This window comes from Roseibacterium elongatum DSM 19469 (assembly GCF_000590925.1).
Taxonomy (GTDB): Bacteria; Pseudomonadota; Alphaproteobacteria; order Rhodobacterales; family Rhodobacteraceae; genus Roseibacterium; species Roseibacterium elongatum.
In genome coordinates, this window is record NZ_CP004372.1 from 1,858,719 (window position 1) to 1,885,212 (window position 26,494).

The following is a 26,494-nucleotide window of genomic DNA, read 5'->3' on the forward strand; positions in this document are numbered from 1 at the left end:
GGGAATGGTGATGCAGGTGCAGAATGACATGTGGGTCTTCGGCTACGGGTCGCTTCTGTGGAACCCCGGTTTTCCGGTGGCCGAGGCCCGTGTCGCGCGCCTGAATGGCTGGCACCGGTCGTTTTGCATGTCGTCGATCCACCATCGCGGCACCGTCGAACGGCCGGGCCTTGTGCTGGCGCTCGATGCCGCCGAGGGGGCGCATTGCGACGGCGTCGCATTTCGGGTCGAACGGCGCTATGCCACGCAAACCCTTGCCTATCTGCGCGAGCGGGAACTGGCGTCCTCGGCCTATATCGAAACGCGCCAGAATGTGCGCCTGCACGACAGCGGCACCGATGTGCCGGACGTTCTGACCTATGTGATCGACGCCGCCCACGATCAGTATCGCGGCACGCTCAGCCTCGAGCAGCAGGCGCAGATCATTGCGCATGCCACGGGCGGGCGCGGGCCGAACGACGAATACCTGTTCAACACGGCCGCCCATCTGCGCGAACTGGGCCTGGCCGATGCCGATCTGGATTGGCTGGAAACACGGGTGGCGCAACTGAAATCGCCCTGACGCGTGGTCTGCCATTGGAATATGACGCAAGCAGTAGTAGTCTGCGACGCGTAAACACCAAGAAGTGGCTGAGAGGGCCATGGCGAGCAGAGCCGACGGCGCGGGGGCGCCACGCATCATACGACCGACCCGGCAAATCGTCCTGATGCTGCTGATCCTAGGCTGCGTCATTGCCGGGGGCGTGCTTGTCTGGCCGCGAGTCGAGCCGGTGTTCCTGTCCAGCCCGTATCTGAACGGCACCATCGGCGTGGTGTTCGTGATCGGCGTGTTCGCCTGTTTCTGGCAGGTCTTTCAACTGTTTTCCTCGGTCGCGTGGATCGAACAGGTGGCCGGCGCGGGCGCGCAGGACGAGGTCGAGAAGCCGCCGCAGCTTTTGGCGGCGGCCACCGGGATCGTGAGGCTGCGCGGCGCGCGGATGCAGATCACACCGGCCACGTCCAAGTCGATCCTCGACTCGGTTGGCGCGCGGATGGAAGAAAGCCGGGATATCACGCGCTACATCGCCAATCTGCTGATTTTCCTGGGCCTTCTGGGAACGTTCTTTGGCCTGGCCACGACCGTTCCCGCCGTTGTCGAGACGATACGGTCGCTGCAGCCGACCGAGGGCGAGGAAGGCCTGGCCGTATTCGGCCGTCTGATGGATGGGCTCGAGGATCAACTGGGCGGGATGGGCACGGCCTTTGCCTCGTCGCTGCTTGGGCTGGCTGGCTCGTTGGTGGTCGGGCTGCTGGAATTGTTCGCGGGCCATGGGCAGAACCGGTTTTACCGCGAGATGGAGGAATGGCTGGCCTCGATCACGCGCGTCAGCTTTTCCTCGGGCGAGGGCGAAGGCGGCGTCGACCGCGGTGCCATCGCCACCGTGCTGGACCATATGGTCGATCAGGTCGAGACGCTCCAGAGCCTGTATTCGCAATCCGAAGCGCGCCGCGCCGAAACCGATGCGCGGCTGGCCGATCTGGCCAACAGGCTGGGTGCGTTCACCGAGCTGATGGGCAGCGGCCAGATCGAGGCCGCGGGACGGCTTGCCACCGCGCAGGAGCGCCTGGCCGAGGTGATCGAGTCGCAGGCCAGCACCGAGCACGGGCTGGATGAGGAAAGCCGCATGCGCCTGCGGTCGATCGACGTGCAGCTGTTCCAGATCTTCGAAGAGCTGGGCGAGGGGCGGGCCTTGGATGTCAGCCTGTTGCGCGAGGATATCGCCGGCCTGACCGATGCCTTGCGCAGCCTGACCCAGGCGGCGCGCGCACCAATGGCCGCGCGACGGCCCGCCCCGCGCTCCGCGCCCCCGTCGCCCGCGGGTGACACGCCCGACGCCGGAGGCTAGGGGCCATGGCCTTTCACCGCCGTTCGGGGGGCCGTTTTTCCGGGGCGATCTGGCCGGGTTTCGTGGACGCGATCACCGCGCTGCTGATGGTCATGATCTTCCTGCTCACCATTTTCATGGTGGTGCAATACGTGCTGCGCGAAGAGATCACCAACCAGGATGACGAACTGACCGCGCTGAACGCACAGCTCAATCAACTCTCCGAAGCGTTGGGTCTGGAAACGGGCCGGGCCGACAGACTGGAAAGCCGTGTGGCCACCTTGTCGGGCAATCTGTCCGCTGCGCGCGACGAGGTCGCCGCGCAGGCCGCACTGATCACCGCGCTGACCGCCGAGACCGAGGCACAGGCGGCGCGTCTGGTCGATTTCGAAGAGCAGGTCGCGGGACTGCTGGCCGAGAACCGCGATCTGGCCACCGCCCGCGACACCGCCGAGGCCGACGCCGCCGACGCCATGAGCAGGGCCGAGGCGCTGCAACTGGCGCTGGCGCAAGCGCGGTCGGAAATCGACGCGGCCGCCGAGCAAGCACGCCTTGCCGCGGCCCGGCGCGAGGCGCTGCAAGCGCTGATCGACGACCTTGAGGCCGAGGCGGCGACGCGGGAAACCTCGCTGGCGCAGGCTTTGGCCGCGCTCGAGGACAGCGAGGCGGTGCGCGAACGCGCCGCCGCACTGGAAGAAGACCTCGACACCGCGCAAGCTGCGCAAGAGGCGCAACGCGCGCGTCTGGCGGCGCTCGAGGCGCAGCTTGACGAGGCCGAGGCCGCGTTGAGCGCCGAAGAGACCGCCCGTCTGGCCGAATTGGCCGCAGCCGAGGCCTTGCGCCAACGGCTGGCCGAGGCCGAAACCGCGCTGACCGAGGAAGAGGCCGCGCGTCTGGCCGAGGCGGCCGCGGCCGAGGCGTTGCGAGAGCGTTTGCAGAATGCGGACGCCGAACTGACGGCGATGACGCTGGCGCTGGAGGAACAGCGCCGCCGGGCCGAGGAAACCCTGACGCTGCTGGCCGCGGCCGAGGCCGCCCGCGAGGATCTGGCCGCCCGGCTTGCCGCGGCGTTGGCGCAGGCCGACAGCCAGGGCGATCTCGCTCAGACGCTCGAGGCGCAGCTGGCCCAGGCCGAGGCAGAGTTGGCGCGGCTTGAAGAGCAGGGGGCCGAGCAATCCCGCAGCCTCAGCGATCTGGAAACGCAATTGGCATTGGCGCTGTCACGACTGGAGTCCGCCGAAGCCTCGGCTGCCGCGCGCCTTGTCGAACTCGAAGCCCGCATTGCCGAGGCCGAGGCCCAGATCGCCGCGCGCGATGCCGAAACCGCCGCCGCCGAGGACCGCGCCGAGACGCTGTCGCAAACCCTGGCCGAGCGCGACGCGACCCTGTCGCAACTCGAGGCGCAACTGGCCGACGCGCTGGCCGCGCGCTTGGCCGCCGAGGCCGCGCAAGGCACGGCCTTGGATGAGGCCGACCGGCGCGAGGCCCTTCTGGCGCAGGCCAATCGCGAACTCGAAGCCGCCGAGGCAGCCTCGGCCGAAAGTGCGCGGCAGGTGACATTGCTGAACGAACAGGTCGCGGCATTGCGCCAGCAACTTGGCGCGCTCGAAACCTTGCTGGACGATTCCGAGTCCCGGGATGCCGAGGCTCAGGTGCAGATCGAGGCGCTTGGCGCGCGCCTGAACACCGCCCTGGCGCAACTGGCCGCCGAAGAAAGCGCCCGCGCGGAACTCGAGGCCGCCGAGGCCGCGCGTCTGTTGGCCGAGGCGGAAGAGCTTGAGCGATATCGGTCCGAGTTCTTCGGCCGTCTCCGCGATCTGCTGGAGGGGCGCGAAGGCGTGCGCATCGTCGGCGACCGGTTCGTGTTCTCCTCGGAGGTGCTGTTCGAGGTCGGCTCGGCCGATCTGTCGCCCGAGGGTTTGGCCCAGATCGACAATGTCGCCACGCTGCTTCTCGATATCGCCGATGACATCCCGCAGGCCATCGACTGGATCGTGCGCGTCGATGGCCATACCGATGATCAGCAGCTTCGCCCGAATGCGGATTTCGCGAACAACTGGGAACTCAGCCAGGCGCGCGCTCTGTCCGTGGTGCGCTACCTGACCGAGGATCTCGATTTTCCGCCTAACCGTCTGGCCGCGACGGGGTTTGGCGAATATTCCCCCATCGCGTCGAACGAGACGGATGCAGGGCAGGCGCAGAACCGCCGGATCGAGTTGAAACTGACCGAACGCTGAGACGGCTTATCGCACGGGGATGTGCGTTGTCCGCGTGTCGATCTCGATGTCGTCGCGGATCAAGGTGACCGTGCCGGTATACTCCCCCGCCGGCAGGCTGTCGGATATGCGGCGACCCGAGGCGCGAAACAGCTCGGCCTGTGTGCGCTCGAGCACGACCTCCTGACGGTGATACGCGGCCCCTTCCGGGTCGCGGATTTCCAGGCGCAGGATGTCTCCGGCCTGCCCGCCAAAAACAAACCCCCAGAGCACAAGGGCCGGTCCCGTTCGGTCGAGGGAGGTTGCGTTCGCCGTTCCGGCGCGGATGTCCGAAAATTCCGGAACCGCATCGGAGAAGCCGACGCTTAGAACGCCGCTTGCCGTGCTGGCGATCGGCTCGGCCCAGAGCGGGTCGACGCCCATGCCGCAACGCGACAGGTCGCTCGGGTCGAACGGGTCGACCAGCACGCCGTTGTGCCGCACGAGGAATTCCAGATGCGGAAACTCGGTGATGCCGGAATACCCGATCTCGCCCAACACGGCCCCCGCGGCGACCGCCTGGCCCGGCGTGACGGTGACCGATCCCTGCGCGAGGTGGCAATACTGAGTCTGCCATCCCTCGGCATGGTCGATCACCACCCCGTTGCCGCATCCTTGCCCTTGCGGCGCAGCGGCGGTGCCGCCATCCGGGACGCCGTCGCGGATGGCCCGTACCGTGCCGGGGGCCGCGGCGCGCACGGCCCAGCCCTGGCGCATGGTTGCCAGATCCGCCACGCGGATGTCGGTGCCGGTATGCCCGTCATAGCTGGCCGGGCCGCAGGTGAAATCGCGCCAGCCCGGTCCCGGGTCGCGATCCATGAATTGCTGCAGGAAACAGGTGTCGCCCAATGTGCAGTCCACCGGGAACAGCAGCGCAGGCGCATCTCCGCGCAAGGGCGACGGCAAAACGGCGGCCCAAAGCAGGGCCGCCGTCATGCAGATCAGGCGCGGGATCATTCCGCCGTCAGAAGGGGCGGCTTCTTGGATGACAGGCGACGCGCGCCGGGTTCGTCGATCCGCAGGTCGATCTTGCCATCCTTGACGCCGACCGTGATGTTGCCACCCTTGGCCAGCTTGCCGAACAGCAGTTCCTCGGCCAAGGGTTTCTTGATGTGCTCCTGGATCACGCGGCCGAGCGGACGCGCGCCCATCTTGTCATCGTAACCCTTGTCCGCCAGCCACTCCGCCGCCGGCTTGGTCAGGTCGATGGTCACGTTGCGATCCATCAACTGCGCCTCGAGCTGCAGGACGAACTTTTCGACGACCTGCAGGATCACCTCTTTCGGCAGCGGACCGAAGGAGATCACGGCGTCGAGGCGGTTGCGGAACTCGGGCGTGAAGGTCCGCTCGATCGCGGCGGTGTCCTCGCCCTCGCGGCGATCGCGGCCGAAGCCGATGGCAGCCTTGGCCTGTTCCGCGGCGCCCGCATTCGAGGTCATGATCAGAATCACGTTGCGGAAATCGACCGACCGGCCGTTGTGATCCGTCAGCGTGCCGTGATCCATCACCTGCAGGAGGATGTTGAACACGTCCGGGTGGGCTTTCTCGATTTCATCGAGCAGCAGCACGCAATGCGGATGCTGATCGACCCCATCGGTCAACAGGCCCCCCTGGTCGAACCCGACATAGCCCGGAGGCGCACCGATCAGGCGGCTGACCGCATGTTTCTCCATGTATTCCGACATGTCGAAGCGCAGCAGCTCGACGCCCAGCGTGTCGGCCAGTTGCTTGGCGACCTCGGTCTTGCCGACGCCGGTGGGGCCGGCGAACAGGTAGTTGCCGATGGGCTTCTCCGGCTCGCGCAGGCCGGCACGGGCCAGCTTGATGGCGCTGGACAGGGCCTCGATGGCCGCATCCTGGCCGAAGACGACGCGCTTGAGCGTGCTTTCGAGATCCTTGAGCATCTCGGAATCGTCCTTGGAGACGTTCTTGGGTGGGATGCGGGCGATCTTGGCCACGACGGCCTCGATTTCCTTGGCGCCGATGGTCTTGCGGCGCCGCGATTCCGCCACCAGGTGCTGGGCGGCCCCGGCCTCGTCGATCACGTCGATGGCCTTGTCCGGCAGTTTCCTGTCATTGATGTAGCGCGCCGACAATTCGACCGCCGTCTTGATCGCGTCACTGGTGTACTTGATGTCGTGATGCTCTTCGAAATAGGGCTTCAGGCCCTTGAGGATCTTCACGGCGTCTTCCACCGACGGCTCGGTCACGTCGATCTTCTGGAACCGGCGGCTCAGCGCGCGGTCCTTTTCGAAATGCTGGCGGAATTCCTTGTAGGTGGTCGAGCCCATGCAGCGCAGCTTGCCACCCTGAAGCGCAGGCTTCAGCAGGTTCGAGGCGTCCATCGCCCCGCCCGAGGTGGCGCCCGCTCCGATCACGGTGTGGATCTCGTCGATGAAGAGCACCGCGTCGGGGTGATCTTCGAGTTCCTTGACGACCGCTTTCAACCGCTCTTCGAAATCGCCGCGATACCGGGTGCCCGCCAGCAGCGCGCCCATATCGAGCGAATAGATCGTGGCCCCTTGCAGAACCTCGGGCGTCTGACCCTCGACGATCTTCTTGGCCAGACCTTCGGCAATCGCGGTCTTGCCGACGCCGGGGTCGCCCACGAGCAGCGGGTTGTTCTTGCGCCGGCGGCACAGCACCTGGATGCAGCGTTCGACCTCGTGGTCGCGACCGATCAGCGGGTCAACATCGCCCTTCACGGCCTTGGCGTTCAGATCGACGCAATACTTGGCCAGCGCCGATTCCTTCTGCTCGCCCTCGGGGCCTGCGGCCTGTGCCGCGGGGCCGCCGCTGTCGCTGTCTTCTTCGGTGGCGCCGGTCACGGGGCGCTGTTCACCATAGGACGGGTCCTTGGCCACGCCATGGGCGATGAAGTTGACCGCGTCATAGCGCGTCATGTCCTGCTCTTGCAGGAAATAGGCGGCATTGCTTTCGCGTTCGGCGAAAATGGCGACCAGAACGTTCGCCCCGGTGACCTCGGTCCGACCCGAGGATTGCACATGGATGGCCGCGCGCTGGATCACGCGTTGAAACGCGGCGGTCGGCACAGCCTCGGACCCTTCGACATCGGTGACGAGGGTCGACAGATCGTCTTCGATGAACTGGACCAGCGTCTGGCGCAATTCCTCAAGATCGACGCTGCATGCCTTCATCACCTTCTGGGCGTCGGGTTCGTCGATCAGCGCCAGCAAAAGATGTTCCAGCGTGGCAAGCTCGTGACGGCGTGCATTCGCGTTGGCGAGGGCAGCGTGAATGGCCTGCTCTAGGGTGTTCGAAAAAGACGGCACAGCTGTGCTCCTTTCGGTGTCATCGAGTCGGGGCCGTGGCCGCCACTCGATCATGGCCTCATATGATTAAGCTTTGGTTTTTATCGTCGCGTTTCAAGAAATTTCTGCTCAAAGCCCTGTGTCCGCAACGAGATTAGGCACAAGCCCTTGATTTCCGGCGCATCGGTCGCAGCGGTCTGCCCATGGATCAGGCAGGGTTGAATCGGCCGACCGTTTTGCCGGGGCCGCGACCTGGCTCAGAACCTGTCCTTGCGGGCGCGGATCTCGGCGAAAACCGAGACGGGGTCCGCATTCGCCATGCCCAGTCTGTCGGCGATCCCGGGTTGCGAGGCGCGCAGAAACGGGTTCGTGGCAAGCTCGTCCCGAAGGATCGACGGCACGGTCGCCTGCCCGGCGGCACGGGCCCGGTCGATGGCCTCGACCCGAGAGATAAGCGCTGCGTTCTCGGGATCAATGGTCAGGGCGAAGCGCGCGTTCGACTGCGTGTATTCATGGCCCGAGCAGACCAGCGTGTCAGGCGGCAGCGCGGCCAGTTTCGACAGGCTGTGCCACATCTGCTCGGCCGTGCCCTCGAACAGGCGCCCGCACCCAAGGGCCATCAGGCTGTCGGCCGTGAACACCGCGCCGGCTGTCGGGAAATGATAGGCAATGTGGCCGACCGTGTGGCCTGAGACATCCATGACCCGGCCCTCGAGCGCGCCGATCCTGACCGTGTCGCCCTCGGCCAGCGCATGGTCGAGCGGGGGCAGGCGGGCCGCGTCGGCCCTTGCGCCCCAGACGCGCGCGCCCGTGGTGGTGCGCAGGTCGGTCACGGCATCGACGTGGTCCCAATGGTGATGCGTGATCAGGATATCGGTAAGCGTCCAGCCGCGGGCCTCGAGCGCCGTGTGAATGGGGTCTGCCTCGGGCGCGTCGATCAGGGCGGTGGCCCCGGTGTCGTTGTCGTGCAGCAGGAAGGCATAATTGTCCTGCAGGCAGGGCACGGTCACGATTTCGGCGCTTGGGGTGATCTCGGGCATGGAATTTCGCCTTTGGCTGAGTAAGGTCGGGGGGGGGGCGGCGCGGGCCGTCAGCCTCGCGCAGAGCGATGGGAAGTGCAATGCATCTGGACGTGCTGGACCTGCGCCAGTTTTACTACAGGACGAGGTTGGGCCGGATCGCGCAAAAGGCAATCCGCGACCGGATGCTGACCCTGTGGCCCGAGGCCAAGGGGCAGACGGTCGTGGGCTTCGGCTTTGCGGTGCCGCTCCTCAGGCCGTATCTGGCCGATGCGCGGCGGGTCGTCGGGCTGATGCCGGCGGAGCAGGGGGTCATGCCCTGGCCCGCGGGCATGGAAAACGTTTCGGTCCTGTGCCGCGAAAACCTCTGGCCGATGGAGACGGGCCACGCCGACAAGCTGGTATGCCTGCACGGGCTGGAAACCTCGGAACACCCGTCGGCCGTTCTCGATGAATGCGCTCGGGTGTGGGGCCGGGGGGACGGGCGCTGTTCATCGTGCCCAATCGCGGCGGCCTGTGGGCGCGGCGCGACGCGACGCCGTTCGGCTTTGGCCGGCCCTATTCGCTGGGACAGCTCGAGGCGCAACTCAAGCGCCACGATTTCGTGCCCGAGCGGCACGCCGCCGCCTTGTTCGCCCCACCCTCGGAGCGGCGTTTCTGGATGCGGTCGGCCGACATGATGGAGCGGATGGGCGCCAAGCTGTCGAGTTACCGAGCGGGCGGCGTGATCCTGCTGGAGGCCTCGAAACGCGTCTACGCGCCCACCGGTCCGGGGCTGGCGGAACGGGTGCGGCGCCCGTTGCGTGTGCTCGAAGGGGCGCCTCAACCGGCGGGGGCCACGGGGCGCAATTCCGTCTGACGGGCGCAAACGCAACCCGGCCTTGCACCCCGCGCATGGCGCCGCTTGCGCTAACAGGGCGCGCAGAATCGTGATCCGGCTGTGACCAGAATGCCACTTTCTGTTCGCTTCAAACCGTCGCATTCGAGCCCGCTCTCGCCATAACTCTGAAAAGGCGCGGTTTTCTGGTTTGCCTCTGTTGCCGCGTGGCGGTTGCAGCAGGGGAAACGCTCTGCTACATCCACCGCGATTTCAGGGGAAACGACGGATACCGCGTCCGTCACGCGAACTTGCCCGGAGGTGCAGACCGCCACCGCCCGGGCCAACCATGTGAAAGGGTGGACGTGAGCGAACCAGCTTCGATCTCGACCGGCATTGCCGCGCGTTACGCGACCGCAATGTTCGAACTCGCCGAAGAGGATGGAGCGCTCAGCGCGCTCGAGGCCGATGTGGACGCGCTTGGCGCGGCCCTCACCGAAAGCGCAGATCTGCGTGACCTGATTTCGTCGCCCGTCTACGGCCGCGAGGAAACCGGGCTCGCCATTGGCAAGCTTGCCGATGCGATGTCGCTGGGTCCGATCGCCGGCAATACCCTGCGTCTGATGGCCGAAAAGCGCCGTCTGTTCGTGCTGCCCGCCCTTCTGGCGGCGCTGCGCGAACAGATCGCCGAACACAAGGGCGAGGTCACTGCCGATGTCGTGTCGGCCAAGGCGCTGACCAAGGCGCAATCGGACAACCTGCAGCAGGCGCTTTCGGCGTCGGTCGGCAAGGATGTGAAACTGAATGCGACCGTCGATGAAGCGCTCATCGGCGGTCTTGTCGTCAAGGTGGGCTCGAAGATGATCGACACGTCGATCCGTTCCAAGCTCAACACCCTCCAGAACAGCATGAAAGAGGTCGGATAAATGAGTATCCAAGCAGCCGAGATCTCTGCGATCCTAAAGGACCAGATCAAGAGCTTTGGCCAGGACGCCGAAGTGGCCGAAGTGGGGCGCGTGCTCTCGGTGGGCGACGGGATCGCCCGCGTCTATGGCCTCGACAACGTGCAGGCCGGTGAAATGGTCGAGTTTCCGGGCGGCATCATGGGGATGGCGCTGAACCTCGAGGCCGACAATGTCGGTATCGTGATCTTCGGCTCGGACCGCGACATCAAGGAAGGCGACACCGTCAAGCGCACGAACTCGATCGTGGACGTGCCCGCCGGTGACGGCCTGCTGGGCCGCGTCGTGGACGGCCTGGGCAACCCGCTGGACGGCAAGGGCCCGATCGAAGCCTCCGAGCGTCGTGTCGCCGACGTGAAGGCACCGGGCATCATCCCGCGCAAATCGGTGCACGAACCGATGGCAACCGGCCTCAAGGCCATCGACGCCATGATCCCGATCGGCCGCGGCCAGCGCGAGTTGATCATCGGCGACCGCCAGACCGGCAAGACCGCCGTGGCGCTGGACACGATGCTGAACCAGAAATCCTACAACGACGCCGCCGGCGACGACGAGAGCAAGAAGCTCTACTGCGTCTACGTCGCCGTGGGGCAGAAGCGCTCGACCGTGGCGCAACTCGTGAAGAAGCTCGAGGAAAGCGGCGCGATGGAATATTCCATCGTCGTGGCCGCCACCGCGTCGGACCCCGCGCCGATGCAGTTCCTCGCGCCCTACGCCGCGACGGCAATGGCCGAATACTTCCGCGACAATGGCCGCCACGCGCTGATCATCTATGATGACCTGTCCAAACAGGCCGTCGCCTATCGCCAGATGTCGCTGCTGCTGCGTCGTCCGCCGGGGCGTGAAGCCTACCCCGGTGACGTGTTCTACCTGCACTCGCGCCTGCTGGAGCGGTCGGCCAAGCTGAATGAAGACAACGGCGCCGGTTCGCTGACCGCGCTTCCCGTTATCGAGACCCAGGGCGGCGACGTGTCGGCCTTTATTCCGACCAACGTGATCTCGATCACCGATGGCCAGATCTTCCTGGAAACCGAATTGTTCTACCAGGGCATTCGCCCGGCGGTGAACACCGGTCTGTCGGTGTCGCGCGTCGGCTCTTCGGCCCAGACCAAGGCGATGTCCTCGGTCGCCGGCCCGGTGAAACTGTCGCTGGCGCAGTACCGCGAAATGGCGGCCTTCGCACAGTTCGGGTCGGACCTCGATGCCGCAACCCAGCGTCTGCTGAACCGCGGCGCGCGCCTGACCGAGCTGATGAAGCAGGCCCAGTATTCGCCGCTGACCAACGCCGAAATCGTCTGCGTCATCTTCGCCGGCACGAACGGCTACCTCGATGACCTGCCGGTCAGCGATGTGGGCCGCTTTGAAAAGGCCCTGCTGACCTTCATGCGGTCGAAAAAGCAGGATGTTCTGGACTGGATCACGAATGAGGATCCGAAGATCAAGGGTGATGCAGCCGACAAGCTGAAAGCCGCGATCGACGAGTTCGCAGCAGACTTCGCCTGATCCGGAACCTGATCGAGAGAGGTAAAGGCACATGCCGAGCCTTAAGGACCTGAAGAACCGGATCGAGTCGGTCAAATCGACCCGCAAGATCACCAAGGCGATGCAGATGGTCGCCGCCGCGAAACTGCGCCGTGCGCAGGAAGCGGCGGAGATGGCGCGCCCCTATGCCGAGAAGATGGAGGCCGTCATGAGCGGCCTCGCCCGCTCGGTGGGCGCGTCCGAAAGCGCGCCCCGCCTGCTGGCCGGGACGGGCAAGGACGACGTGCATCTGCTGGTCGTGATGACGGCCGAGCGCGGTCTGTGCGGCGGTTTCAACTCGACCATCGTACGCAAGGCGCGTCAGCGCATCGACAGCCTGCGGGCCGCTGGCAAGACGATCAAGATCCTGACCGTCGGCAAGAAAGGCCGCGAGCAGCTCAAGCGCGACCATGCCGATCTCTTCGTCGGCCATGTCGACCTGAGCGAGGTGAAGCGTCTGGGTTATGCCAATGCGGCCGAGATCGCGGCCAACCTGCTCGATCGCTTCGATGCCGGCGAGTTCGACGTCGCGACGATCTACTTCAACCGCTTTCAGTCGGTGATCAGTCAGATCCCGACCGAGCAGCAGATCATCCCCGCCAGTTTCGACGATGTTGAGGACGGCGCCGACGAGGCCGGGACGCTCTACGATTACGAACCCTCGGAAGAGGCCGTTCTCGAGGATCTGCTGCCGCGCGGCGTCGCCACCCAGATCTTCACCGCGCTTCTGGAAAACGGCGCGTCCGAACAGGGCGCGCGGATGAGCGCGATGGACAACGCCACGCGCAACGCGGGCGAGATGATCGAGAACCTGACGATCCAGTATAACCGGTCGCGTCAGGCCGTCATCACCAACGAGCTGATCGAAATCATCTCGGGCGCAGAGGCTCTTTGACGGCATGAGCGCACGGTTCGAGCAAAAGGATTTCGAGACGGTCGGTGACCGGATCGTGTGGCCGAACGGCACCGTGCCGTTTGGCGACCTGATGCTCGCAACTGCAGCCTCGGACGAGGTCAAGAAACCTGTGTTGATCTGGGGGTCATTGGCGCTCATGGTCGGTGGGGTTTACGTCTTCACACTCGAATCGCGCTGGTTCTGGCAGACATTTGGCGACGCGCTGTCAGCGCTTGAAGGAAACATCGGCTTTGGCCTCGAACTGAGTGAAATGCTTTCTGCATTGATCCTTGCGGCCATTGGGGGGCTGATCGCTTGGCGAATGACCAAGGCCGCCCGCGGGCCGCAGAGCACCGGTCTTCTGATCCTGCATTTGATCAGCGGCCAAAAACTCATCGTGCGCACCTCAACCAAAGCCGAGGGATCGCACATCGCCATGCGGCTTATGCGCGAACTGGCGAACTACTATAAAAAGCTGGACACCCTCGGGACGACCGAGCTGAAGGCACTGGCTTGAATTAAACTGAAGGTTTTGGGCCAGCGTGCCCTGAAAAGCGGAGACACGACAAAATGGCGAATGCAGTCGGAAAAATCACGCAGGTCATCGGCGCTGTCGTTGACGTGCAATTCGACGATCACCTGCCCGAGATCCTCAACGCTCTCGAATGCGACAACGGCGGCAAGCGTCTGGTGCTCGAGGTGGCCCAGCACCTTGGCGAGAACACCGTGCGCACCATCGCCATGGATGCGACCGAGGGCCTAGTGCGCGGCCAGGAGGTCAGCGACACCGGCGCGCCGATCATGGTGCCTGTCGGCAACGCCACGCTTGGCCGCATCCTGAATGTCGTGGGTGAGCCCGTCGACGAAGGCGGCCCTGTCGAAGCGGACGAGAAGCGCGCAATTCACCAGGCGGCGCCCGAGTTCAACGACCAGTCCACCGAGTCCGAGATCCTCGTGACCGGCATCAAGGTGGTTGACCTGCTGGCCCCTTATTCCAAGGGCGGCAAGATCGGCCTGTTCGGCGGCGCCGGCGTGGGCAAGACGGTTCTCATCATGGAACTGATCAACAACATCGCCAAGGTGCACTCGGGCTTCTCGGTGTTCGCCGGTGTGGGTGAACGGACCCGCGAAGGCAACGACCTGTATCACGAGATGATCGAGTCGAACGTGATCAAGCCCGACAACCTGTCGGAAAGCCAGGTGGCCCTGGTCTACGGCCAGATGAACGAGCCTCCGGGGGCCCGTGCCCGCGTTGCGCTGACCGGCCTGACGCTGGCCGAGCAGTTCCGCGACCAGTCCGGCACCGACGTTCTGTTCTTCGTCGACAACATTTTCCGCTTCACGCAGGCGGGCTCCGAGGTGTCGGCGCTCTTGGGTCGTATTCCCTCGGCCGTGGGCTATCAGCCGACGCTCGCCACCGACATGGGCGCGATGCAGGAACGCATCACCTCGACCAAGTCGGGCTCGATCACGTCGATCCAGGCCGTCTACGTTCCCGCGGACGACCTGACCGACCCGGCCCCGGCCACGACCTTTGCCCACCTCGACGCCACGACCGTTCTGTCGCGCGCCATCTCGGAACTGGGCATCTACCCGGCCGTGGACCCGCTCGACAGCTCGTCGCGCCTGATGGATCCGCAGATCCTGGGCGAAGAGCATTACCAAGTCGCCCGTGACGTGCAGGGGATCCTTCAGCGCTACAAGTCGCTGCAGGACATCATCGCGATCCTCGGGATGGACGAATTGTCGGAAGAGGACAAGCTGACCGTGGCCCGTGCCCGCAAGATCCAGCGCTTCCTGTCGCAGCCCTTCGACGTGGCCAAGGTCTTCACCGGGTCGGACGGTGTGCAGGTTCCGCTCGAGGACACGATCCGCTCGTTCAAGGCGGTTGTCGCCGGCGAATACGACCACCTGCCCGAGGCGGCCTTCTACATGGTGGGCGGCATCGACGAGGTGATCGCCAAGGCCGAGAAACTGGCCGCCGAGGCTGCCTGATCAAACCCCGTGCGGGGGCGCCTGCCGCGTCCCCGCGTTCACGGGTCCTGAACGGAGGATATCATGGCAGAGATGATGCAATTCGATCTCGTCAGCCCCGAACGGCGCCTCGCGTCGGTCGAGGCCTCCGAGGTGCGCATCCCGGGCGCCGAGGGCGACCTGACCGCGATGGCCGATCACGCGCCGACCATCACCACGCTGCGTCCCGGCGTTCTGTCGGTCACCCATGCCTCGGGCACCGATGACTATATCGTGCTGGGTGGATTCGCCGACATCTCGGGTACATCGGTGACGGTCCTGGCCGAACGCGCCATGCCCAAGGGCGAGTTGGACCGCGAGACGCATGAAAGCCTCGTGGAAGAGTTCCGGGCCGCCCATGAAAAGGCCAAGGACACGTTCAAGAACGAGCCGGGGCCGGTCGATGACGCGGCCAAGCTGCTGTCGGACATGGTTGCATTGGGTGACCACATCCGCATCTGAGCGCTGCCTTGGCCCGACGTGACGCATTGCCCCGTACGCCCGATGGCGTGCGGGGTTTTTCTTTGCCCGGGGCGTGCAGGGCCCTACGCTCTGTATCGAGGTGGGCGGCGCCGGGCCGTGACGCGCGCCATCCGCCGCCATGCCAAAGATCGAAACGGAACGCATGAAACGCTTCGCCAGCCATCTCCTCGGTGTCGCGCAAGGGGCCGAGATCATGTTCAGCGATTTCGAGCATGACGGGCCGATGTGGTCGGCCGAAGGCCCGCGCGAGGCGCGCGTCGCCGTGACCTTCGGCGAGGCGTTCAGCACGGCCCCCGTGGTGCATGTCTCGATGGGGATGTGGGACACCGAGGGGCAGACGAATCAGCGCGCGGATCTGCGCGCCGAAAACATCACGCCGCAGGGGTTCGACATGGTGTTCCGGACTTGGGGCGACAGCCGGATCGCGCGGGTCAGGGCCGACTGGATGGCCATCGGGCCCTTGCCCGATGACGATATCTGGGATGTCGATTAGGCGCGCCGCTGGGCCCCTACCGTCCCCACATACCGCGCGGGTAGAGCCCTTCGTAGATCGGCACCAGGCTGGCGGTGTCGAACAGTGACGACACACTGGTGCCGGACCAGATGTTCACGATCGCCTGCGCCAGCATGGGCGCCGTCGGCACGATGCGGATATTGGGACAGGATTTCACCGGGTCCGATGCCTCGATCGTGTCGGTGATGACCATGGATTTCAGCACCGATTTCGAAATCCGCTCGACCGCGGGGCCCGACAGGACGCCATGCGTCGTATAGGCATGCACCTCGGTCGCGCCGGCCTCCATCAGGACAGTGGCCGCCTTGCACAGCGTGCCGGCCGTGTCGCAGATGTCGTCGACGATGATGCATTTCTTGTCGGTCACGTCGCCGATCACGGTCATGCCGGCGACTTCGCCCGCCTTTTCGCGGCGCTTGTCCACGATGGCCAGAGGTGCGCCGATACGGGTGGCCAGTTCACGCGCGCGGCTGACGCCGCCGACATCGGGCGAGATCACCATAACGTCGGACATGTCGCCATCGAACTGGTGCAGGATGTCGAGGGCGAAGATCGGGCTGGCATAAAGGTTGTCGACCGGAATGTCGAAAAACCCCTGAATCTGGGCGGCGTGCAGATCCATGGTCAACACGCGCTCGACGCCGCCATGGGTGATCAGGTTCGAGACCAGTTTCGCGCTGATCGGGGTGCGGGCCTTGGTGCGGCGATCCTGCCGGGCATAGCCGAAATAGGGGATCACGGCGGTGACGCGCGCGGCCGAGGAGCGTCGCAGCGCATCGGCCATGATCAGCAACTCCATCAGGTTGTCATTCGCCGGTTTCGAGGTCGGCTGGATGATGAACATGTCCTCGCCGCGGACATTCTCGTAGACCTCGACAAAGATTTCCTGATCGTTGAACCGTTCGACGCGGGCATCGACAAGACCCACCTGCATGCCGCGATGCATGGACATGCGGCGCGCGATGGCTTCGGCCAGGGGCCTGTTGGCGTTTCCGGAAATGAGCTTGGGTTCGGTCGAAGGCATGGCGGCAGCGGTCCCCTGGTCTGTCCCTTGGTGTTCGAGGCCGGACGCACGCCGCCGCCCCCCAACAGGCGACCTGCGATCGGTTGACACCCCCTAGCACCCGCCTAGGCTGCGCGCAAAGCCAAATGAGGAGCGCGCGGCACATGGCCCATATCGACTATTACCTTTCGGTGCTTTCCCCGTTTCACTACCTGGCCGGGCCGCGGTTTCGCGAGGTGGTTGCGCGCCACGGGGCCGAGGTGACCTTCAAGCCGCTGGATATCATGGCGCTGTTCGATCGCACCGGGGGCGTACGCCCGGCCGAGCGTCATCCGTCGCGGCAGGCCTATCGCAAGCAGGACTTGCGGCGGCAGGCCAGCAAGTCCGGGTTGCCGATCAATATCCAGCCCGCGCATTGGCCGACCAACGCGGCCCCGGCCTCTTATGCCATCATCGCGGCGCAGAGCGCAGGCGGTGGCGACCTGTTCGGACTTGTCCATGCGATCAGCCATGCCTGCTGGGTCGAGGACAAGGACATCGCCGAGGATGACGTGATCAAGGCCGCGCTGGAGCAGACGGGGTTTGATCCCGGCCTCGCGTTTTCGGGGATGTTGGCGGGGGCCGAGATCTACAGCCGCAATCTCGAGGACGCGGTCGAGGCCGGTGTCTTCGGCGCGCCGTTCTGGGTGGTCGATGGGGCCGAGCATTTCTGGGGGCAGGACCGGGTCGAGGATCTGGATCTGTTCCTGTCGGGCAAGCTTTGAACGCAGGGCTCCGCCACTGGGGCACCGCGGGCGAGGCGGCGCTGGCGCTGCACTGCTCGCTGGCCCATGCGGCGGCCTGGGATGGCGTGGGGCGCGCGTTGTCGGACCGATTGCGCATCACCGCGCCGGATCTGGTCGGTCATGGGCGGGGACCCGAACGCGATGCGTCGCAGGATTACCATGATCAGGTGACGGCCCAAGCCCGTGCGCTTCTGCCCGACGGGCGCGGCCATCTGTTCGGTCACAGTTTCGGCGCCACCGTCGCCTTGCGTCTGGCCGTCGAGCACCCCGATCGCGTGGCCAGCCTGACATTGATCGAGCCGGTTCTGTTCGCCGCCGCGGGCAACAGCCCGGGCCGGCGCGCCCATGCCGCGACGCTGGCGGGGATGGAGGAACGGATCGCGGCGGGCGACATGGCCGGTGCGGCGCGGCAGTTTCTGGACGTCTGGGGCGGTGGCGTTCCCTATGATGCGATGCAGGCGGCGCAGCAGCGCTACATGGCCGACCGGATCTGGGTGATTGCGGCCAGCGACCCGGCCCTGAGCCTCGATCGCGCGGCGCTGCTGCCGCGACTGGACCGGGTGCGTTGCCCCGTTCTGTTGATCGAGGGGAGCGCATCGCCGCCGGTGATCGGAGAGATTCAGGCGGCTTTGGCGGCCGGACTGCCGGATGCGCGCCGCGTGGGGATCGAGGGGGCGGGGCACATGCTGCCGATCACCCATCCAGACCGGGTGGCAGCCGAGATCCGAAGGGTTCTATCCTGAATTCCCGGAGGGTTTGCGCCGCGCTATCGCGCGTCGCCGTGGCGGAGGGCTGCAAGGGGCATCGAGCCCCTTGCCGCGCTGTTGCGCGTGCCGCGCGCCTGCATATTTGAAGGATAAAGATGGGGCAGGTTTGGGCCTGGGTTTCAGCCGCGCCACAGGTCGGCGATGCGTGTGACGTCTTGGGGTGTGCAGGACCAGTCGGTGACGAGGCGGCAGCGGATCGGCTCTTCTTCCGGGCCCTCGAGTGTGGATTGGAAGGGGAAGAGGTAATACTGCGCGCCGGCCTCCATCGCGCGCTTGTGGGCGCCACGGGGCAGGTCGGCGAAGATCATGTTGCCGGCCGGATCGTGGTGCAGACGCGCCTGCGGGATGTCGCGCAGGGCGCGGGCCAGATCGGCGCAACGGGCATTGGCGGATTTGGCCGTCTCGAGCCAGAGGTCACCGGTGACATAGGCCAGCATCTGAGCGGCGAGGTAGCGGTGTTTCGACCACAGATGCGCGGCGCGTTTGCGGCGCAGCTGGAATTCCCAGGACAGCGCGGGGTCGAACAGGACGACCGCCTCGACGCCGAGGCAGCCGTTCTTGGTGCCGCCGAAGCTGACCGCGTCGATCCCGGCCTTCCACGTCATCTCGGCCGGGGTGGCAGCCGAGCGCGGCACAGGCATTGGCGAACCGCGCGCCGTCGAGATGGGTCTTGAGGCCGAAGGATTTCGCCACGTCGGTCAGGGCGCGGATCTCGTCGAGCGTATAGGCGGTGCCGACCTCGGTGATCTGGGTGATCGTGACCGGGCCGCGCTGCACGCCATGCACGCCCTTGTCGCCGGTATGCTCGATCGCGCGGGCCAGCGCCTCGGGCGTCATCTTGCCATCCGCGCCGTCGATCAGGGTCAGCTTGGCGCCACCCGTGAAGAATTCGGGCGCGCCGCATTCATCCTCTTCGACATGGGCGACGCGGTGGCAGAAGACGGCATCCCAGGGGTTGGTCATGACGCCAAGCGCCAGCGAGTTCGCCGCCGTGCCGGTGGCGACGAGGTGAACGGCGGCCTCGGGGGCCTCGAACAGCGTGCGCACCGCCTCGGCGGCCTCGGCGCTGAGGGGGTCGTTGCCATAGGGCATCGCGTAGCCCGCATTGGCGCGGGCAAGGGCCTCCATCACCTTGGGATGGGCGGGCCCTGTGTTGTCGGATGCGAAATTCATGTTCCCGGCTCCTCGATGATGTAGTCTTCCCAGTCTTCTTCGGGCACCTCAAACTCGGGCACCGTTATGCCGCGCATCGAGATGCCGGCCTGATGCACCGTTTCCGGGTCGCCCGAGATCAGCGGATGCCACCAGGCCAGTGGCTTGCCCTCGTGCAGCAGGCGGTAGGCACAGGTTTCGGGCATGAAATAGGCGACCTCGGCCATGGTCTGCGGCGTCAGTTGAATGCAGTCGGGGACCAGTTGCTTGCGGATCTCATATTGGCCGCAGCGGCAGGTCTGGTCGTCGAGCAGCCGGCAGGCGACGCGGGTCAGGGCGACCTCGGCCGTGTCTTCATCTTCCAGCTTGTTCAGGCAGCACTTGCCGCAGCCGTCGCACAGCGCCTCCCATTCCTCGGGCGTCATGCGGGCCATCGGCACGCGCTCCCAGAAGCGGGGTCTCATGCACGCTCCAGCGCCGCGCGCGCCTGTTCACTGTCGCGGTCCATCTGGACGATCAGGGCATCGAGGCTGTCGAATTTTTCCTCGCCACGCAGGTAGTCGACTAGGCCGACCGACAGGTGCTGTTCATAGAGATCGCCGGCGAAATCGAACAGGAAGCTTTCGAGGTTCGGCACCGTGCGTTCGAACATGGGCCGAATGCCCAGATTGGCGACGCCGCGGTAGCTGCCCGCATGGGGCCCCGAGAGGACATCGACCAGCACGGCATAGACGCCGGCCTTTGGCACATGCAGACCGTCGAGTTCCATGTTCGCGGTCGGATAGCCCAATTGCCGGCCGCGTTTTTCGCCGTGCAGAACCGGGCCTTCGATGCGGTGCCAATGGCCCAGCATCGCGGCGGCGTCGCGCGGACGCCCTTCGGAGAGGGCATTGCGGATCGCCGTCGAGGAGACCGCCCCCAGATCGCCTTGCAATAGGGGCGCGATGGTTGTCTCGAACCCCATCTCGCGGCCCATGTCGCGCAGCATCTCGGCGGTCCCGGCGCGTCCCTTTCCGAAACAGAAATCGGCCCCGACAACAACATGGCTGACACCAAGGCCTTCGGCCAGGACCTCGCGGGCGAAGGCCTCGGCGGTCAGGCTGGACAGGTTGCGGTCAAAGGGCAGTTCGGCCAGTACCTCGACGCCCAGCTTGGCCAGCCGGTGAGATCGCGCCTCGGCATTCATCAGGCGAAAGGGCGGGGCGTCGGGGGCGAAGAAGGCCCGCGGATGCGGCTCGAAGGTGACGATGCCAAGCGGCGCGGCATCGCGCCGGGCCAGGTCGATCACATGCTGGTGGCCCAGATGCACACCGTCGAAATTGCCGATCGCCACCGAGGCGCCGCGCTCTTCCGGACGAACAAACTGATAGTCGCGCACGATCCGCATGGGGCGGGCTTACCCGCGCACAGACCCGAGCACAAGCGGGGTGGGGGTGTCAGTCGAACTTGCCCGAGGGGGCCAGCACGTTGGCCTCGCCCTTGACCACTACAGTGTCGCCAACGCGGCAATGGGTGGCCAGTTTCACCCGGCGCTTGGAATAGTCGATTTCCAACACCTCGACCTCGGCCGTCACAAGATCACCGGGGCGCACGGGCGCCATGAATTTCAGCGACTGGCCCAGATAGACCGTACCATGGCCCGGCAGTTGCTCGCCGATCACCGCCGAGATCAGGCCGGCGGTCAGCATGCCATGGGCAATACGGCCCTCGAAGATGGTGTCCTGCGCGTAATCGTCATCGAGATGGACGGGATTGCGATCGGTGGACACTTCGGCAAAGAGCTCGATGTCGCGATCAGTGACGACCTTGGTCAAGGTGCGGGTCATTCCGACCTCGAGATCCTCGATCACGATGGTGCCGCGGGGCATGTTGTCCAGCATGTCTACCGTCTCCTTTGCCATCATGGCGTCCTCTTACGGCAAGATAGCGGGATTCTGCAATGCGGAAAGTAAGAAAATGCCGATACGAGACGGTTTTGTCGCAATTATGTTGCGCGCACTCTCCTTTCGTTCAGCGGAACATGCCGATGGCATAGGTCGGGGAAAGCTGCGCATCTGTTAGAAAAGCCTGCAGTTTTTCCGGATCGGGCTGACGCTGGGTGCCCGTTTCCTCGCGCGCCAGGCCGCCGGTGATGAAGACCGTGTCGATGCTTTCGCCCATGCCGCCCAACACATCGGTCCGAATGCCGTCTCCGATGGCCAGAATCCGCTCGGTCGAGGCGGGGCGCCCGAATTGTTGCAAGCGGCGGCGCGCCAGATCGTAGATCGGGGGGTGCGGTTTGCCGAAATACAGGCTCTCTCCCCCCATCTCGGTATAGAGCTGCGCAAGCGCCCCGGCACACCATTCGCGGGTCTCGCCGCGGTCGACGACGATATCGGGGTTCGCACACAGGAATTTCAGGCCGCGCGTCTTGGCCAACAGGAACTCGGGCCGCATGACCGACGGGTCTGCCATAGGGTCGAAGGGGCCGGTGCAGACGATCCCGTCGGCCTCGGCCAGTGGAACGCGGGTGATGTCGACCGCATCTTCGGCCAGCTCCATCGGGCGGAAGAATCCTTCGTCGTGATCCTCTCCGATGAAATAAACCTTTTCGCCCACGGCGCCGCGCCACATGGCCAGCCGCGCACTGTCGCCCGACGTGGCGATGACATCCCAGGTGTCCTTGGGCAGACCCATCTTGTTCAATTGACGCTCGATGCTGGCGCGCGGCCGCGGCGAGTTCGTCAGCAGCAGGACCGTACCGCCCTTGGCCTTGAAGGCGCGCATCGCGTCGATCGCTTCGGCATAAGGCTCGAGGCCGTTATGCACGCAGCCCCAGAGGTCGCAGAACAGCACGTCGTAGCGGTCGGAAATCTCGGACAGGGATTCGATGATCTGGGTCATGGGGGGCTCCTTGGGCGAACGGGCGTTGCATAAGGCGGATGGGGCAGGGGGGCCAGCCCCGAACCCCGGAATATGGCGCGGGCAGTGGCCGTGTCGAAAAACCTTCAAGAAATCCTGTCACGCTGCGCCCCGAGACCGGTGACACATGTGTGAAGGATGCAGTCATGAGCCTGATGACGGGGATGTGGATCGCCCTTTGCGTCGGAGGGGCGGCTGGTTTGACATTGGTGCTGGTGTTGATGGCCACGTTTCTGAGCCCGACGCTTGGCTTCTGGCCGGCGCGCGATGCGGTCCGCAAGGTGGTTGTGCTGTCCCTGTTTCGGATCTATTGCGCGGCGCTGCTGGCGGTGGCCGCACTATCCATCTGGCAGGCCGGCCTGGGCGGTTGGCCCCGCTATCTGCTGGGCATCCCGATCATGATCGGCGCTTATTGGGCCTCGGTCAGGGCCTATGCCACGCTGGGGCGCAAGAACACGTATTTCGGCACCGAAGGTCTGGTGACCGAGGGGCCCTATGCCCTATCGCGCAATCCCGGCTACGTGGCATCACTGATAGAATCGTCGGGCCTGACGATCGCTGCGGGAACATGGGCGGCCCTTGCGATGGCGATGGGGCTGTTGGCGATCTACTGGCTGTTCGCCGTCAACGAGGAACGCTGGCTGATCCGAGGATACGGGCGTGCCTTTCTGCACTACATGAAACGGACGCCGCGGTTTCTGGACGCGCGCAGCCTGGGCCGGGCCCGGGCCGCCCTGCTGGGAAACTGAATGCGGGCAGAAGCCTGGTGGCACGTTGCTCTCTTATGTCGGCGCATCGATGCCGGGCGCGCGGCCGCAGCAACAGGGTGTCGATGTCCTGATGATTGTCCTATTCGCACTCCGGCGCCTTGAAACCCGCTGAGGTCGCGGTGCCGCCGACCGCGAATGGCATGGCGTGCGGGTGCCATCCGGTCGCGCCGCGCGCTGTATGGCGATGGCGCGGTCTGATGATGCGTAACAGCCGGGGGGGCGTGTCGCATCCAATCCGGCCCGAGGGCGACATGCCGGACCATGCCGCCCGCCGATCCGGTCGTTGGGGCCGGGCCCGCGCACGGGGGCGTGGGTCAGATATCCGCAGGTCCGCCCCCAACCCCGACCGACGCGGTCGGGGTTGGGTAAAGGTGGCAGGGATGATCGCGGTGTCGCCCCCGGCCTTTCGTGGCGAAGGCTCACTCGCGACAGGCTGAGCACCTGCAAAAAAGGCGGCCCAAGCGGCCGCCTTGATTGCTTCACCCGGTGTGAAATCTGACGACCTACACCGCGAGGTTCGGGATGATCTGCTTTTTGCGGCTGACCACGCCGGGCAGCACGACCGTGTCGCCATCTCCGCAGACGGTGGCAAAGCTCTTTTCGGCGACTTGGCGCGTCAGGTCATTGGGCAGAAGCATGGTCGATTCCTCGTTCAGGATGTCGACGATGAACAGCAGCACCTGATCGACGCCATCTTCCTCGGCCACGGCCGGCATGGTCGCCATCAGGCTGTCCTTGCGCGACAGGACCGTCTCGGGCGAGGTGGTTTCCAGCACGCTGACGCGGAATTTCTTGCCGCCGACCTCGTATTCCTTGCTGTCCATGCGCAGCAGCTCGGCGTCGGAAAAGGCCGATACGTCCGACTTGGCCGCGAACATCTCGGCGGCATAGGCTGGGATGGCGACGTCCAACTCCTGGGCCAGCGCCTCGGCGATGGCGCGGTCTTCCTGGGTGGTGGTGGGGCTGCGGAATTCCAGCGTATCCGACAGGATGCAGGACAGCATCGTGCCCTTCACCCAGGCCGGGGCCTGGGCCATGTCCTTGCCGATCATCTTGTACATGATGGTCGCGGTGCAGGCGACGGGTTCGATGCGGATGTCGATGGGGCCCTTGGTTTCCAGCCCGCCGACCAGTTTGTGATGGTCGATGATGGCGGTGATGTCCGCGTCATTGATCGCGGCGGGCAGTTCGGCCGGATTGTTCGTATCTACGATGACAACAGGCTGACCGGCTTCGACCGCGTCGATGATCCGCGGCTTGGGCAGGGTCCACTTGTCAAGCATGAAGGCGGCCTCGGTGTTGGGCTCACCCAGCAGAACGGCCTCGGCGTCGCCGCCTTTGACTTCGTTCAGATACCAAGCCCAGATGATGGGCGACCCGGTGGAATCGGTGTCGGGCGACTTGTGCCCGAAAACTAGCGTGGTCATGACGAAAAGTCCCTTTCGGCGGAAATTGCGCTCGGTCGCGGGCCGCTTAGCAAAGCGCGCGGTCGGTGTCACGGGTGTTGTGGGACATTGGCCGTTACGCTGCGCGCGGCTTGCGATCGGGATGTGCCGTGGCACGTCCAAGGGCATAGCCGTCCCATGCGCGCAGGTCGCGGCGCAGCAGCAGCGGCCGTGCCCGTTCGGTCATCTCGGGAAGGTGGCGCCCGGCGATCAAGCGGCGCAGGACCGGATCGTTTGCCATGGCCATCGGCCCGGAAAAAATCGTCTCGGTCCAGACCCCCTCGGCTTCGATCAGGTGATGGGCGTCGAGCAGCAGGTGGACGTAGGTCACGCCTTGTGCCGGAGCCTCGGGTCCAAGCGTCGCGATCTTCAGGTGTTCCGCCAGATGTGCCGCCCGGATCGTCACCTCAGTACTGTCGTCGCGCAGGTCCGTGGCCAGGAACGCATGCTGGCGCGAAGCCCGGATCGTGCGCCGTGGCAGGCCGTTGCCGAATGATCCGGCCGGGATCGTGACGGGCCGCAGGGCCTTGTTGCCCGGCATCTCCGCGGCCAGCACCGTATGGCGCAGCACCAGTCGCACCGGCTGCCACCCCGCATCCAGCGTCGCGACCATGTCGCCCTCGCGCAGCGCGCAGGCCGCGACCTGGCCGCGCGCTGTTCGAATCCTGGTGTCCGCCGCAAGGCAGATCGGCGTCTCGTAGGGATCTTCGGGCAGGGGCGCCGCCTCGATATTCACGACGTTGTCGATCAGGTCTTCAACCGTCAGGCCTTCATTCCAGTAATGGGTGAAATCCAAGGTCAGCGAGGTGCCCTCTACCCCGTCGAAGCTCAGCACCCAGACCTGCGGGTCTTCGGTTGCCGTGAGGATCACATCCTCGAGGGCAACACCCCCCACATGGATAACGTCCGACGCCGGGTTGAACCCGTCTATCGTGTCGTTGCCGTCGCCGACGGTGAAAACGATGGTGTCCGACCCACCGCCGTAGCCACCCGCGTCGATGACATCGTCGCCGGCGCCACCTGTCAGCACGTCATCGCCACTGCCACCCGTGATGGTGTCGTTGCCAGCGCCGCCGAAAAGCGTGTCGGCCCCTGACGCGCCCTCAAGCAGGTCGTCGCCATCGCCACCCGAGGCGAGGTCATCGCCCGACTCGCCCTCGATCGTGTCGTTGCCGTCGCCGCCCGAGATCACGTCATCCTGGCTGGCGGCCTCGATCAGGTCGTCGCCATCGCCGCCCTCGATCGTGTCGGCGCCGGATCCGCCGTCCAGCGTGTCGTTGCCAGCCCCGCCTTGCAGCAGGTCGTCCTGCGACCCGCCATCAAGTTCGTCATCGCCGTCACCCCCCAGCAGGGTGTCAGCACCCGATCCGCCGTCCAGCGAGTCGTTTCCGGTGCCGCCCGACAAGCTGTCGTTGCCGGACTTGCCCCGCAGGGTATCGTCGCCGGCATCGCCGTCGATATCGTCGTCCTGCCACGACCCGTTCAGCTTGTCGTCGCCCGGTGTTCCATTGATGGTGGCCATGAACGCGCCAAATCGAAAAACTGCCTCATTCGTCGGGGTGGGCCCCGATCTCCCTTTGCACTATGCCATGGATTTGCCACGAAAGATACGGCTCGGCGGCAGCGTGATAAATTTGGCCGGTGACGCGGAACGGGCTGTTGACACGCGCTGGCGGCCTGCCTATCTCCGCGCTGTTGGCACTCATACCGAGAGAGTGCCAACGAAAGAACAACCGAACCCAGAGGAGAGTTCGACAGATGGCATTCAAACCGCTGCATGACCGTGTGCTGGTCCGCCGTGTTGAAAGCGACGAAAAGACCAAGGGCGGTCTGATCATCCCCGACAGCGCCAAGGAAAAGCCCGCCGAGGGCGAGATCGTCGCCGTGGGCGCCGGCGCCCGTGACGACGATGGCGACCGCATCGCGATGGACGTCAAGGAAGGCGATCGCATCCTGTTCGGCAAGTGGTCGGGCACCGAGGTCACCGTCGACGGCGAAGAACTGCTGATCATGAAGGAAACGGACATCCTCGGCATCATCGCCTGAGTGTAGGGG

Annotated in this window: 24 protein-coding genes and 2 pseudogenes; 15 read left to right on the forward strand and 11 right to left on the reverse strand. The window is 65.4% G+C overall.

The features are described 5' to 3' along the window. Positions 1 to 10 precede the first annotated feature (10 nt). The 3 genes from ROSELON_RS09105 (at position 11) to ROSELON_RS09115 (ending at position 4,102) form a co-directional block, all read left to right on the forward strand. Positions 11 to 562 (forward strand): gamma-glutamylcyclotransferase, encoded by a 552-nt coding sequence (locus tag ROSELON_RS09105; RefSeq protein WP_407059681.1) that lies wholly within the window; start codon positions 11 to 13, stop codon positions 560 to 562. Between the two features lie 79 nt (positions 563 to 641). Then, positions 642 to 1,886: a hypothetical protein gene (locus ROSELON_RS09110; RefSeq protein WP_025312100.1), complete on the forward strand. Its 1,245-nt coding sequence runs from the start codon at positions 642 to 644 to the stop codon at positions 1,884 to 1,886. A 5-nt stretch (positions 1,887 to 1,891) separates the two neighbouring features. Next, a complete protein-coding gene (locus ROSELON_RS09115) occupies positions 1,892 to 4,102 on the forward strand; it encodes a peptidoglycan -binding protein (RefSeq protein ID WP_025312101.1) in 2,211 nt (736 codons plus the stop codon). Between the two features lie 6 nt (positions 4,103 to 4,108). On the opposite strand, the gene ROSELON_RS09120 is transcribed toward ROSELON_RS09115, so the two are convergent. The 3 genes from ROSELON_RS09120 to gloB form a co-directional block, all read right to left on the reverse strand. Beyond that, on the reverse strand, positions 4,109 to 5,077 hold the full coding sequence (locus ROSELON_RS09120) for a M23 family metallopeptidase (protein ID WP_038650344.1): 969 nt from the start codon (positions 5,075 to 5,077) through the stop codon (positions 4,109 to 4,111). Further along, entirely contained in the window at positions 5,074 to 7,413 is a 2,340-nt protein-coding gene (clpA, locus tag ROSELON_RS09125) for an ATP-dependent Clp protease ATP-binding subunit ClpA (protein ID WP_025312103.1), read from the reverse strand. The genes ROSELON_RS09120 and clpA overlap by 4 nt, the downstream gene beginning before the upstream one ends. A gap of 236 nt (positions 7,414 to 7,649) precedes the next feature. Beyond that, positions 7,650 to 8,432 carry a hydroxyacylglutathione hydrolase gene (gene gloB, locus ROSELON_RS09130; RefSeq protein WP_038650346.1) on the reverse strand — a complete coding sequence of 261 codons (783 nt, stop codon included), beginning with the start codon at positions 8,430 to 8,432 and terminating at the stop codon, positions 7,650 to 7,652. Between the two features lie 80 nt (positions 8,433 to 8,512). Between gloB and ROSELON_RS09135 the strand changes: the two are divergent. From ROSELON_RS09135 to ROSELON_RS09170, 8 genes and pseudogenes are all read left to right on the forward strand, one after another. Then, positions 8,513 to 9,270, forward strand: a pseudogene (locus ROSELON_RS09135) (methyltransferase domain-containing protein). A 317-nt stretch (positions 9,271 to 9,587) separates the two neighbouring features. Further along, positions 9,588 to 10,154, forward strand: coding sequence for a F0F1 ATP synthase subunit delta (locus tag ROSELON_RS09140; protein WP_407059653.1), 567 nt, complete (start codon positions 9,588 to 9,590; stop codon positions 10,152 to 10,154). Beyond that, positions 10,155 to 11,693, forward strand: a complete 1,539-nt coding sequence (atpA, locus tag ROSELON_RS09145) for a F0F1 ATP synthase subunit alpha (RefSeq protein ID WP_025312106.1) — start codon at positions 10,155 to 10,157, stop codon at positions 11,691 to 11,693. It begins immediately after the preceding gene. A gap of 31 nt (positions 11,694 to 11,724) precedes the next feature. Beyond that, positions 11,725 to 12,606: a F0F1 ATP synthase subunit gamma gene (locus ROSELON_RS09150; protein ID WP_025312107.1), complete on the forward strand. Its 882-nt coding sequence runs from the start codon at positions 11,725 to 11,727 to the stop codon at positions 12,604 to 12,606. Between the two features lie 4 nt (positions 12,607 to 12,610). After that, positions 12,611 to 13,123, forward strand: a complete 513-nt coding sequence (locus ROSELON_RS09155) for a hypothetical protein (RefSeq protein ID WP_025312108.1) — start codon at positions 12,611 to 12,613, stop codon at positions 13,121 to 13,123. 53 nt (positions 13,124 to 13,176) lie between these two features. Then, positions 13,177 to 14,601, forward strand: a complete 1,425-nt coding sequence (atpD, locus tag ROSELON_RS09160; RefSeq protein WP_025312109.1) for a F0F1 ATP synthase subunit beta — start codon at positions 13,177 to 13,179, stop codon at positions 14,599 to 14,601. A 63-nt stretch (positions 14,602 to 14,664) separates the two neighbouring features. After that, positions 14,665 to 15,081: a F0F1 ATP synthase subunit epsilon gene (locus tag ROSELON_RS09165; RefSeq protein ID WP_025312110.1), complete on the forward strand. Its 417-nt coding sequence runs from the start codon at positions 14,665 to 14,667 to the stop codon at positions 15,079 to 15,081. Between the two features lie 139 nt (positions 15,082 to 15,220). Next, the gene (locus ROSELON_RS09170; protein WP_342665274.1) at positions 15,221 to 15,595 is read left to right on the forward strand and encodes an H-type lectin domain-containing protein; all 375 of its coding nucleotides are present in this window, start codon (positions 15,221 to 15,223) and stop codon (positions 15,593 to 15,595) included. Between the two features lie 16 nt (positions 15,596 to 15,611). Here ROSELON_RS09170 and ROSELON_RS09175 read toward each other — a convergent pair whose 3' ends face one another. Further along, the gene (locus ROSELON_RS09175; protein ID WP_025312112.1) at positions 15,612 to 16,640 is read right to left on the reverse strand and encodes a ribose-phosphate pyrophosphokinase; all 1,029 of its coding nucleotides are present in this window, start codon (positions 16,638 to 16,640) and stop codon (positions 15,612 to 15,614) included. 143 nt (positions 16,641 to 16,783) lie between these two features. Here ROSELON_RS09175 and ROSELON_RS09180 point away from each other — a divergent pair, with 143 nt between their 5' ends. After that, complete coding sequence (locus tag ROSELON_RS09180; protein WP_025312113.1) at positions 16,784 to 17,383, forward strand: 2-hydroxychromene-2-carboxylate isomerase; 600 nt, start codon at positions 16,784 to 16,786, stop codon at positions 17,381 to 17,383. Beyond that, positions 17,380 to 18,147, forward strand: coding sequence for an alpha/beta fold hydrolase (locus ROSELON_RS09185; protein WP_025312114.1), 768 nt, complete (start codon positions 17,380 to 17,382; stop codon positions 18,145 to 18,147). Before ROSELON_RS09180 ends, ROSELON_RS09185 begins: the two co-directional genes overlap by 4 nt. 143 nt (positions 18,148 to 18,290) lie before the next feature. Here the strand turns inward: ROSELON_RS09185 and ROSELON_RS09190 are convergent. From ROSELON_RS09190 to ROSELON_RS09210, 5 genes and pseudogenes are all read right to left on the reverse strand, one after another. Next, positions 18,291 to 19,344: pseudogene (locus ROSELON_RS09190) on the reverse strand (threonine aldolase family protein). After that, on the reverse strand, positions 19,341 to 19,787 hold the full coding sequence (locus tag ROSELON_RS09195) for a YcgN family cysteine cluster protein (RefSeq protein ID WP_025312115.1): 447 nt from the start codon (positions 19,785 to 19,787) through the stop codon (positions 19,341 to 19,343). Before ROSELON_RS09195 ends, ROSELON_RS09190 begins: the two are co-directional and overlap by 4 nt. After that, entirely contained in the window at positions 19,784 to 20,710 is a 927-nt protein-coding gene (locus ROSELON_RS09200) for a bifunctional riboflavin kinase/FAD synthetase (RefSeq protein ID WP_025312116.1), read from the reverse strand. Before ROSELON_RS09200 ends, ROSELON_RS09195 begins: the two co-directional genes overlap by 4 nt. Positions 20,711 to 20,759: 49 nt before the next feature. Then, the gene (locus ROSELON_RS09205) at positions 20,760 to 21,203 is read right to left on the reverse strand and encodes a MaoC family dehydratase (RefSeq protein WP_025312117.1); all 444 of its coding nucleotides are present in this window, start codon (positions 21,201 to 21,203) and stop codon (positions 20,760 to 20,762) included. 130 nt (positions 21,204 to 21,333) lie between these two features. After that, the gene (locus ROSELON_RS09210; protein WP_025312118.1) at positions 21,334 to 22,206 is read right to left on the reverse strand and encodes a TIGR01459 family HAD-type hydrolase; all 873 of its coding nucleotides are present in this window, start codon (positions 22,204 to 22,206) and stop codon (positions 21,334 to 21,336) included. 164 nt (positions 22,207 to 22,370) lie between these two features. Between ROSELON_RS09210 and ROSELON_RS09215 the strand changes: the two genes are divergently transcribed. After that, on the forward strand, positions 22,371 to 22,973 hold the full coding sequence (locus ROSELON_RS09215) for a methyltransferase family protein (RefSeq protein ID WP_025312119.1): 603 nt from the start codon (positions 22,371 to 22,373) through the stop codon (positions 22,971 to 22,973). Between the two features lie 524 nt (positions 22,974 to 23,497). On the opposite strand, the gene ROSELON_RS09220 is transcribed toward ROSELON_RS09215, so the two are convergent. Both ROSELON_RS09220 and ROSELON_RS17460 read right to left on the reverse strand, forming a co-directional pair. Further along, a complete protein-coding gene (locus ROSELON_RS09220; RefSeq protein ID WP_025312120.1) occupies positions 23,498 to 24,421 on the reverse strand; it encodes a manganese-dependent inorganic pyrophosphatase in 924 nt (307 codons plus the stop codon). A 94-nt stretch (positions 24,422 to 24,515) separates the two neighbouring features. Next, positions 24,516 to 25,961 carry a Hint domain-containing protein gene (locus ROSELON_RS17460; RefSeq protein ID WP_025312121.1) on the reverse strand — a complete coding sequence of 482 codons (1,446 nt, stop codon included), beginning with the start codon at positions 25,959 to 25,961 and terminating at the stop codon, positions 24,516 to 24,518. A 236-nt stretch (positions 25,962 to 26,197) separates the two neighbouring features. Between ROSELON_RS17460 and groES the strand changes: the two genes are divergently transcribed. Next, a complete protein-coding gene (groES, locus tag ROSELON_RS09230; protein WP_025312122.1) occupies positions 26,198 to 26,485 on the forward strand; it encodes a co-chaperone GroES in 288 nt (95 codons plus the stop codon). The last annotated feature ends 9 nt before the right edge of the window (positions 26,486 to 26,494 follow it).

Bases quoted from the DNA above. Each gene is read 5' to 3' on its own strand.
- ROSELON_RS09105 (WP_407059681.1), top strand. From the start codon at position 11: ATGCAGGTGCAGAATGACATGTGGGTCTTCGGCTACGGGTCGCTTCTG.
- ROSELON_RS09110 (WP_025312100.1), top strand. From the start codon at position 642: ATGGCGAGCAGAGCCGACGGCGCGGGGGCGCCACGCATCATACGACCG.
- ROSELON_RS09115 (WP_025312101.1), top strand. From the start codon at position 1,892: ATGGCCTTTCACCGCCGTTCGGGGGGCCGTTTTTCCGGGGCGATCTGG.
- ROSELON_RS09120 (WP_038650344.1), bottom strand. From the start codon at position 5,077: ATGATCCCGCGCCTGATCTGCATGACGGCGGCCCTGCTTTGGGCCGCC.
- gloB (WP_038650346.1), bottom strand. From the start codon at position 8,432: ATGCCCGAGATCACCCCAAGCGCCGAAATCGTGACCGTGCCCTGCCTG.
- atpA (WP_025312106.1), top strand. From the start codon at position 10,155: ATGAGTATCCAAGCAGCCGAGATCTCTGCGATCCTAAAGGACCAGATC.
- ROSELON_RS09150 (WP_025312107.1), top strand. From the start codon at position 11,725: ATGCCGAGCCTTAAGGACCTGAAGAACCGGATCGAGTCGGTCAAATCG.
- ROSELON_RS09155 (WP_025312108.1), top strand. From the start codon at position 12,611: ATGAGCGCACGGTTCGAGCAAAAGGATTTCGAGACGGTCGGTGACCGG.
- atpD (WP_025312109.1), top strand. From the start codon at position 13,177: ATGGCGAATGCAGTCGGAAAAATCACGCAGGTCATCGGCGCTGTCGTT.
- ROSELON_RS09165 (WP_025312110.1), top strand. From the start codon at position 14,665: ATGGCAGAGATGATGCAATTCGATCTCGTCAGCCCCGAACGGCGCCTC.
- ROSELON_RS09170 (WP_342665274.1), top strand. From the start codon at position 15,221: ATGCCAAAGATCGAAACGGAACGCATGAAACGCTTCGCCAGCCATCTC.
- ROSELON_RS09175 (WP_025312112.1), bottom strand. From the start codon at position 16,640: ATGCCTTCGACCGAACCCAAGCTCATTTCCGGAAACGCCAACAGGCCC.
- ROSELON_RS09180 (WP_025312113.1), top strand. From the start codon at position 16,784: ATGGCCCATATCGACTATTACCTTTCGGTGCTTTCCCCGTTTCACTAC.
- ROSELON_RS09195 (WP_025312115.1), bottom strand. From the start codon at position 19,787: ATGAGACCCCGCTTCTGGGAGCGCGTGCCGATGGCCCGCATGACGCCC.
- ROSELON_RS09200 (WP_025312116.1), bottom strand. From the start codon at position 20,710: ATGCGGATCGTGCGCGACTATCAGTTTGTTCGTCCGGAAGAGCGCGGC.
- ROSELON_RS09205 (WP_025312117.1), bottom strand. From the start codon at position 21,203: ATGCTGGACAACATGCCCCGCGGCACCATCGTGATCGAGGATCTCGAG.
- ROSELON_RS09210 (WP_025312118.1), bottom strand. From the start codon at position 22,206: ATGACCCAGATCATCGAATCCCTGTCCGAGATTTCCGACCGCTACGAC.
- ROSELON_RS09215 (WP_025312119.1), top strand. From the start codon at position 22,371: ATGAGCCTGATGACGGGGATGTGGATCGCCCTTTGCGTCGGAGGGGCG.
- ROSELON_RS09220 (WP_025312120.1), bottom strand. From the start codon at position 24,421: ATGACCACGCTAGTTTTCGGGCACAAGTCGCCCGACACCGATTCCACC.
- ROSELON_RS17460 (WP_025312121.1), bottom strand. From the start codon at position 25,961: ATGGCCACCATCAATGGAACACCGGGCGACGACAAGCTGAACGGGTCG.
- groES (WP_025312122.1), top strand. From the start codon at position 26,198: ATGGCATTCAAACCGCTGCATGACCGTGTGCTGGTCCGCCGTGTTGAA.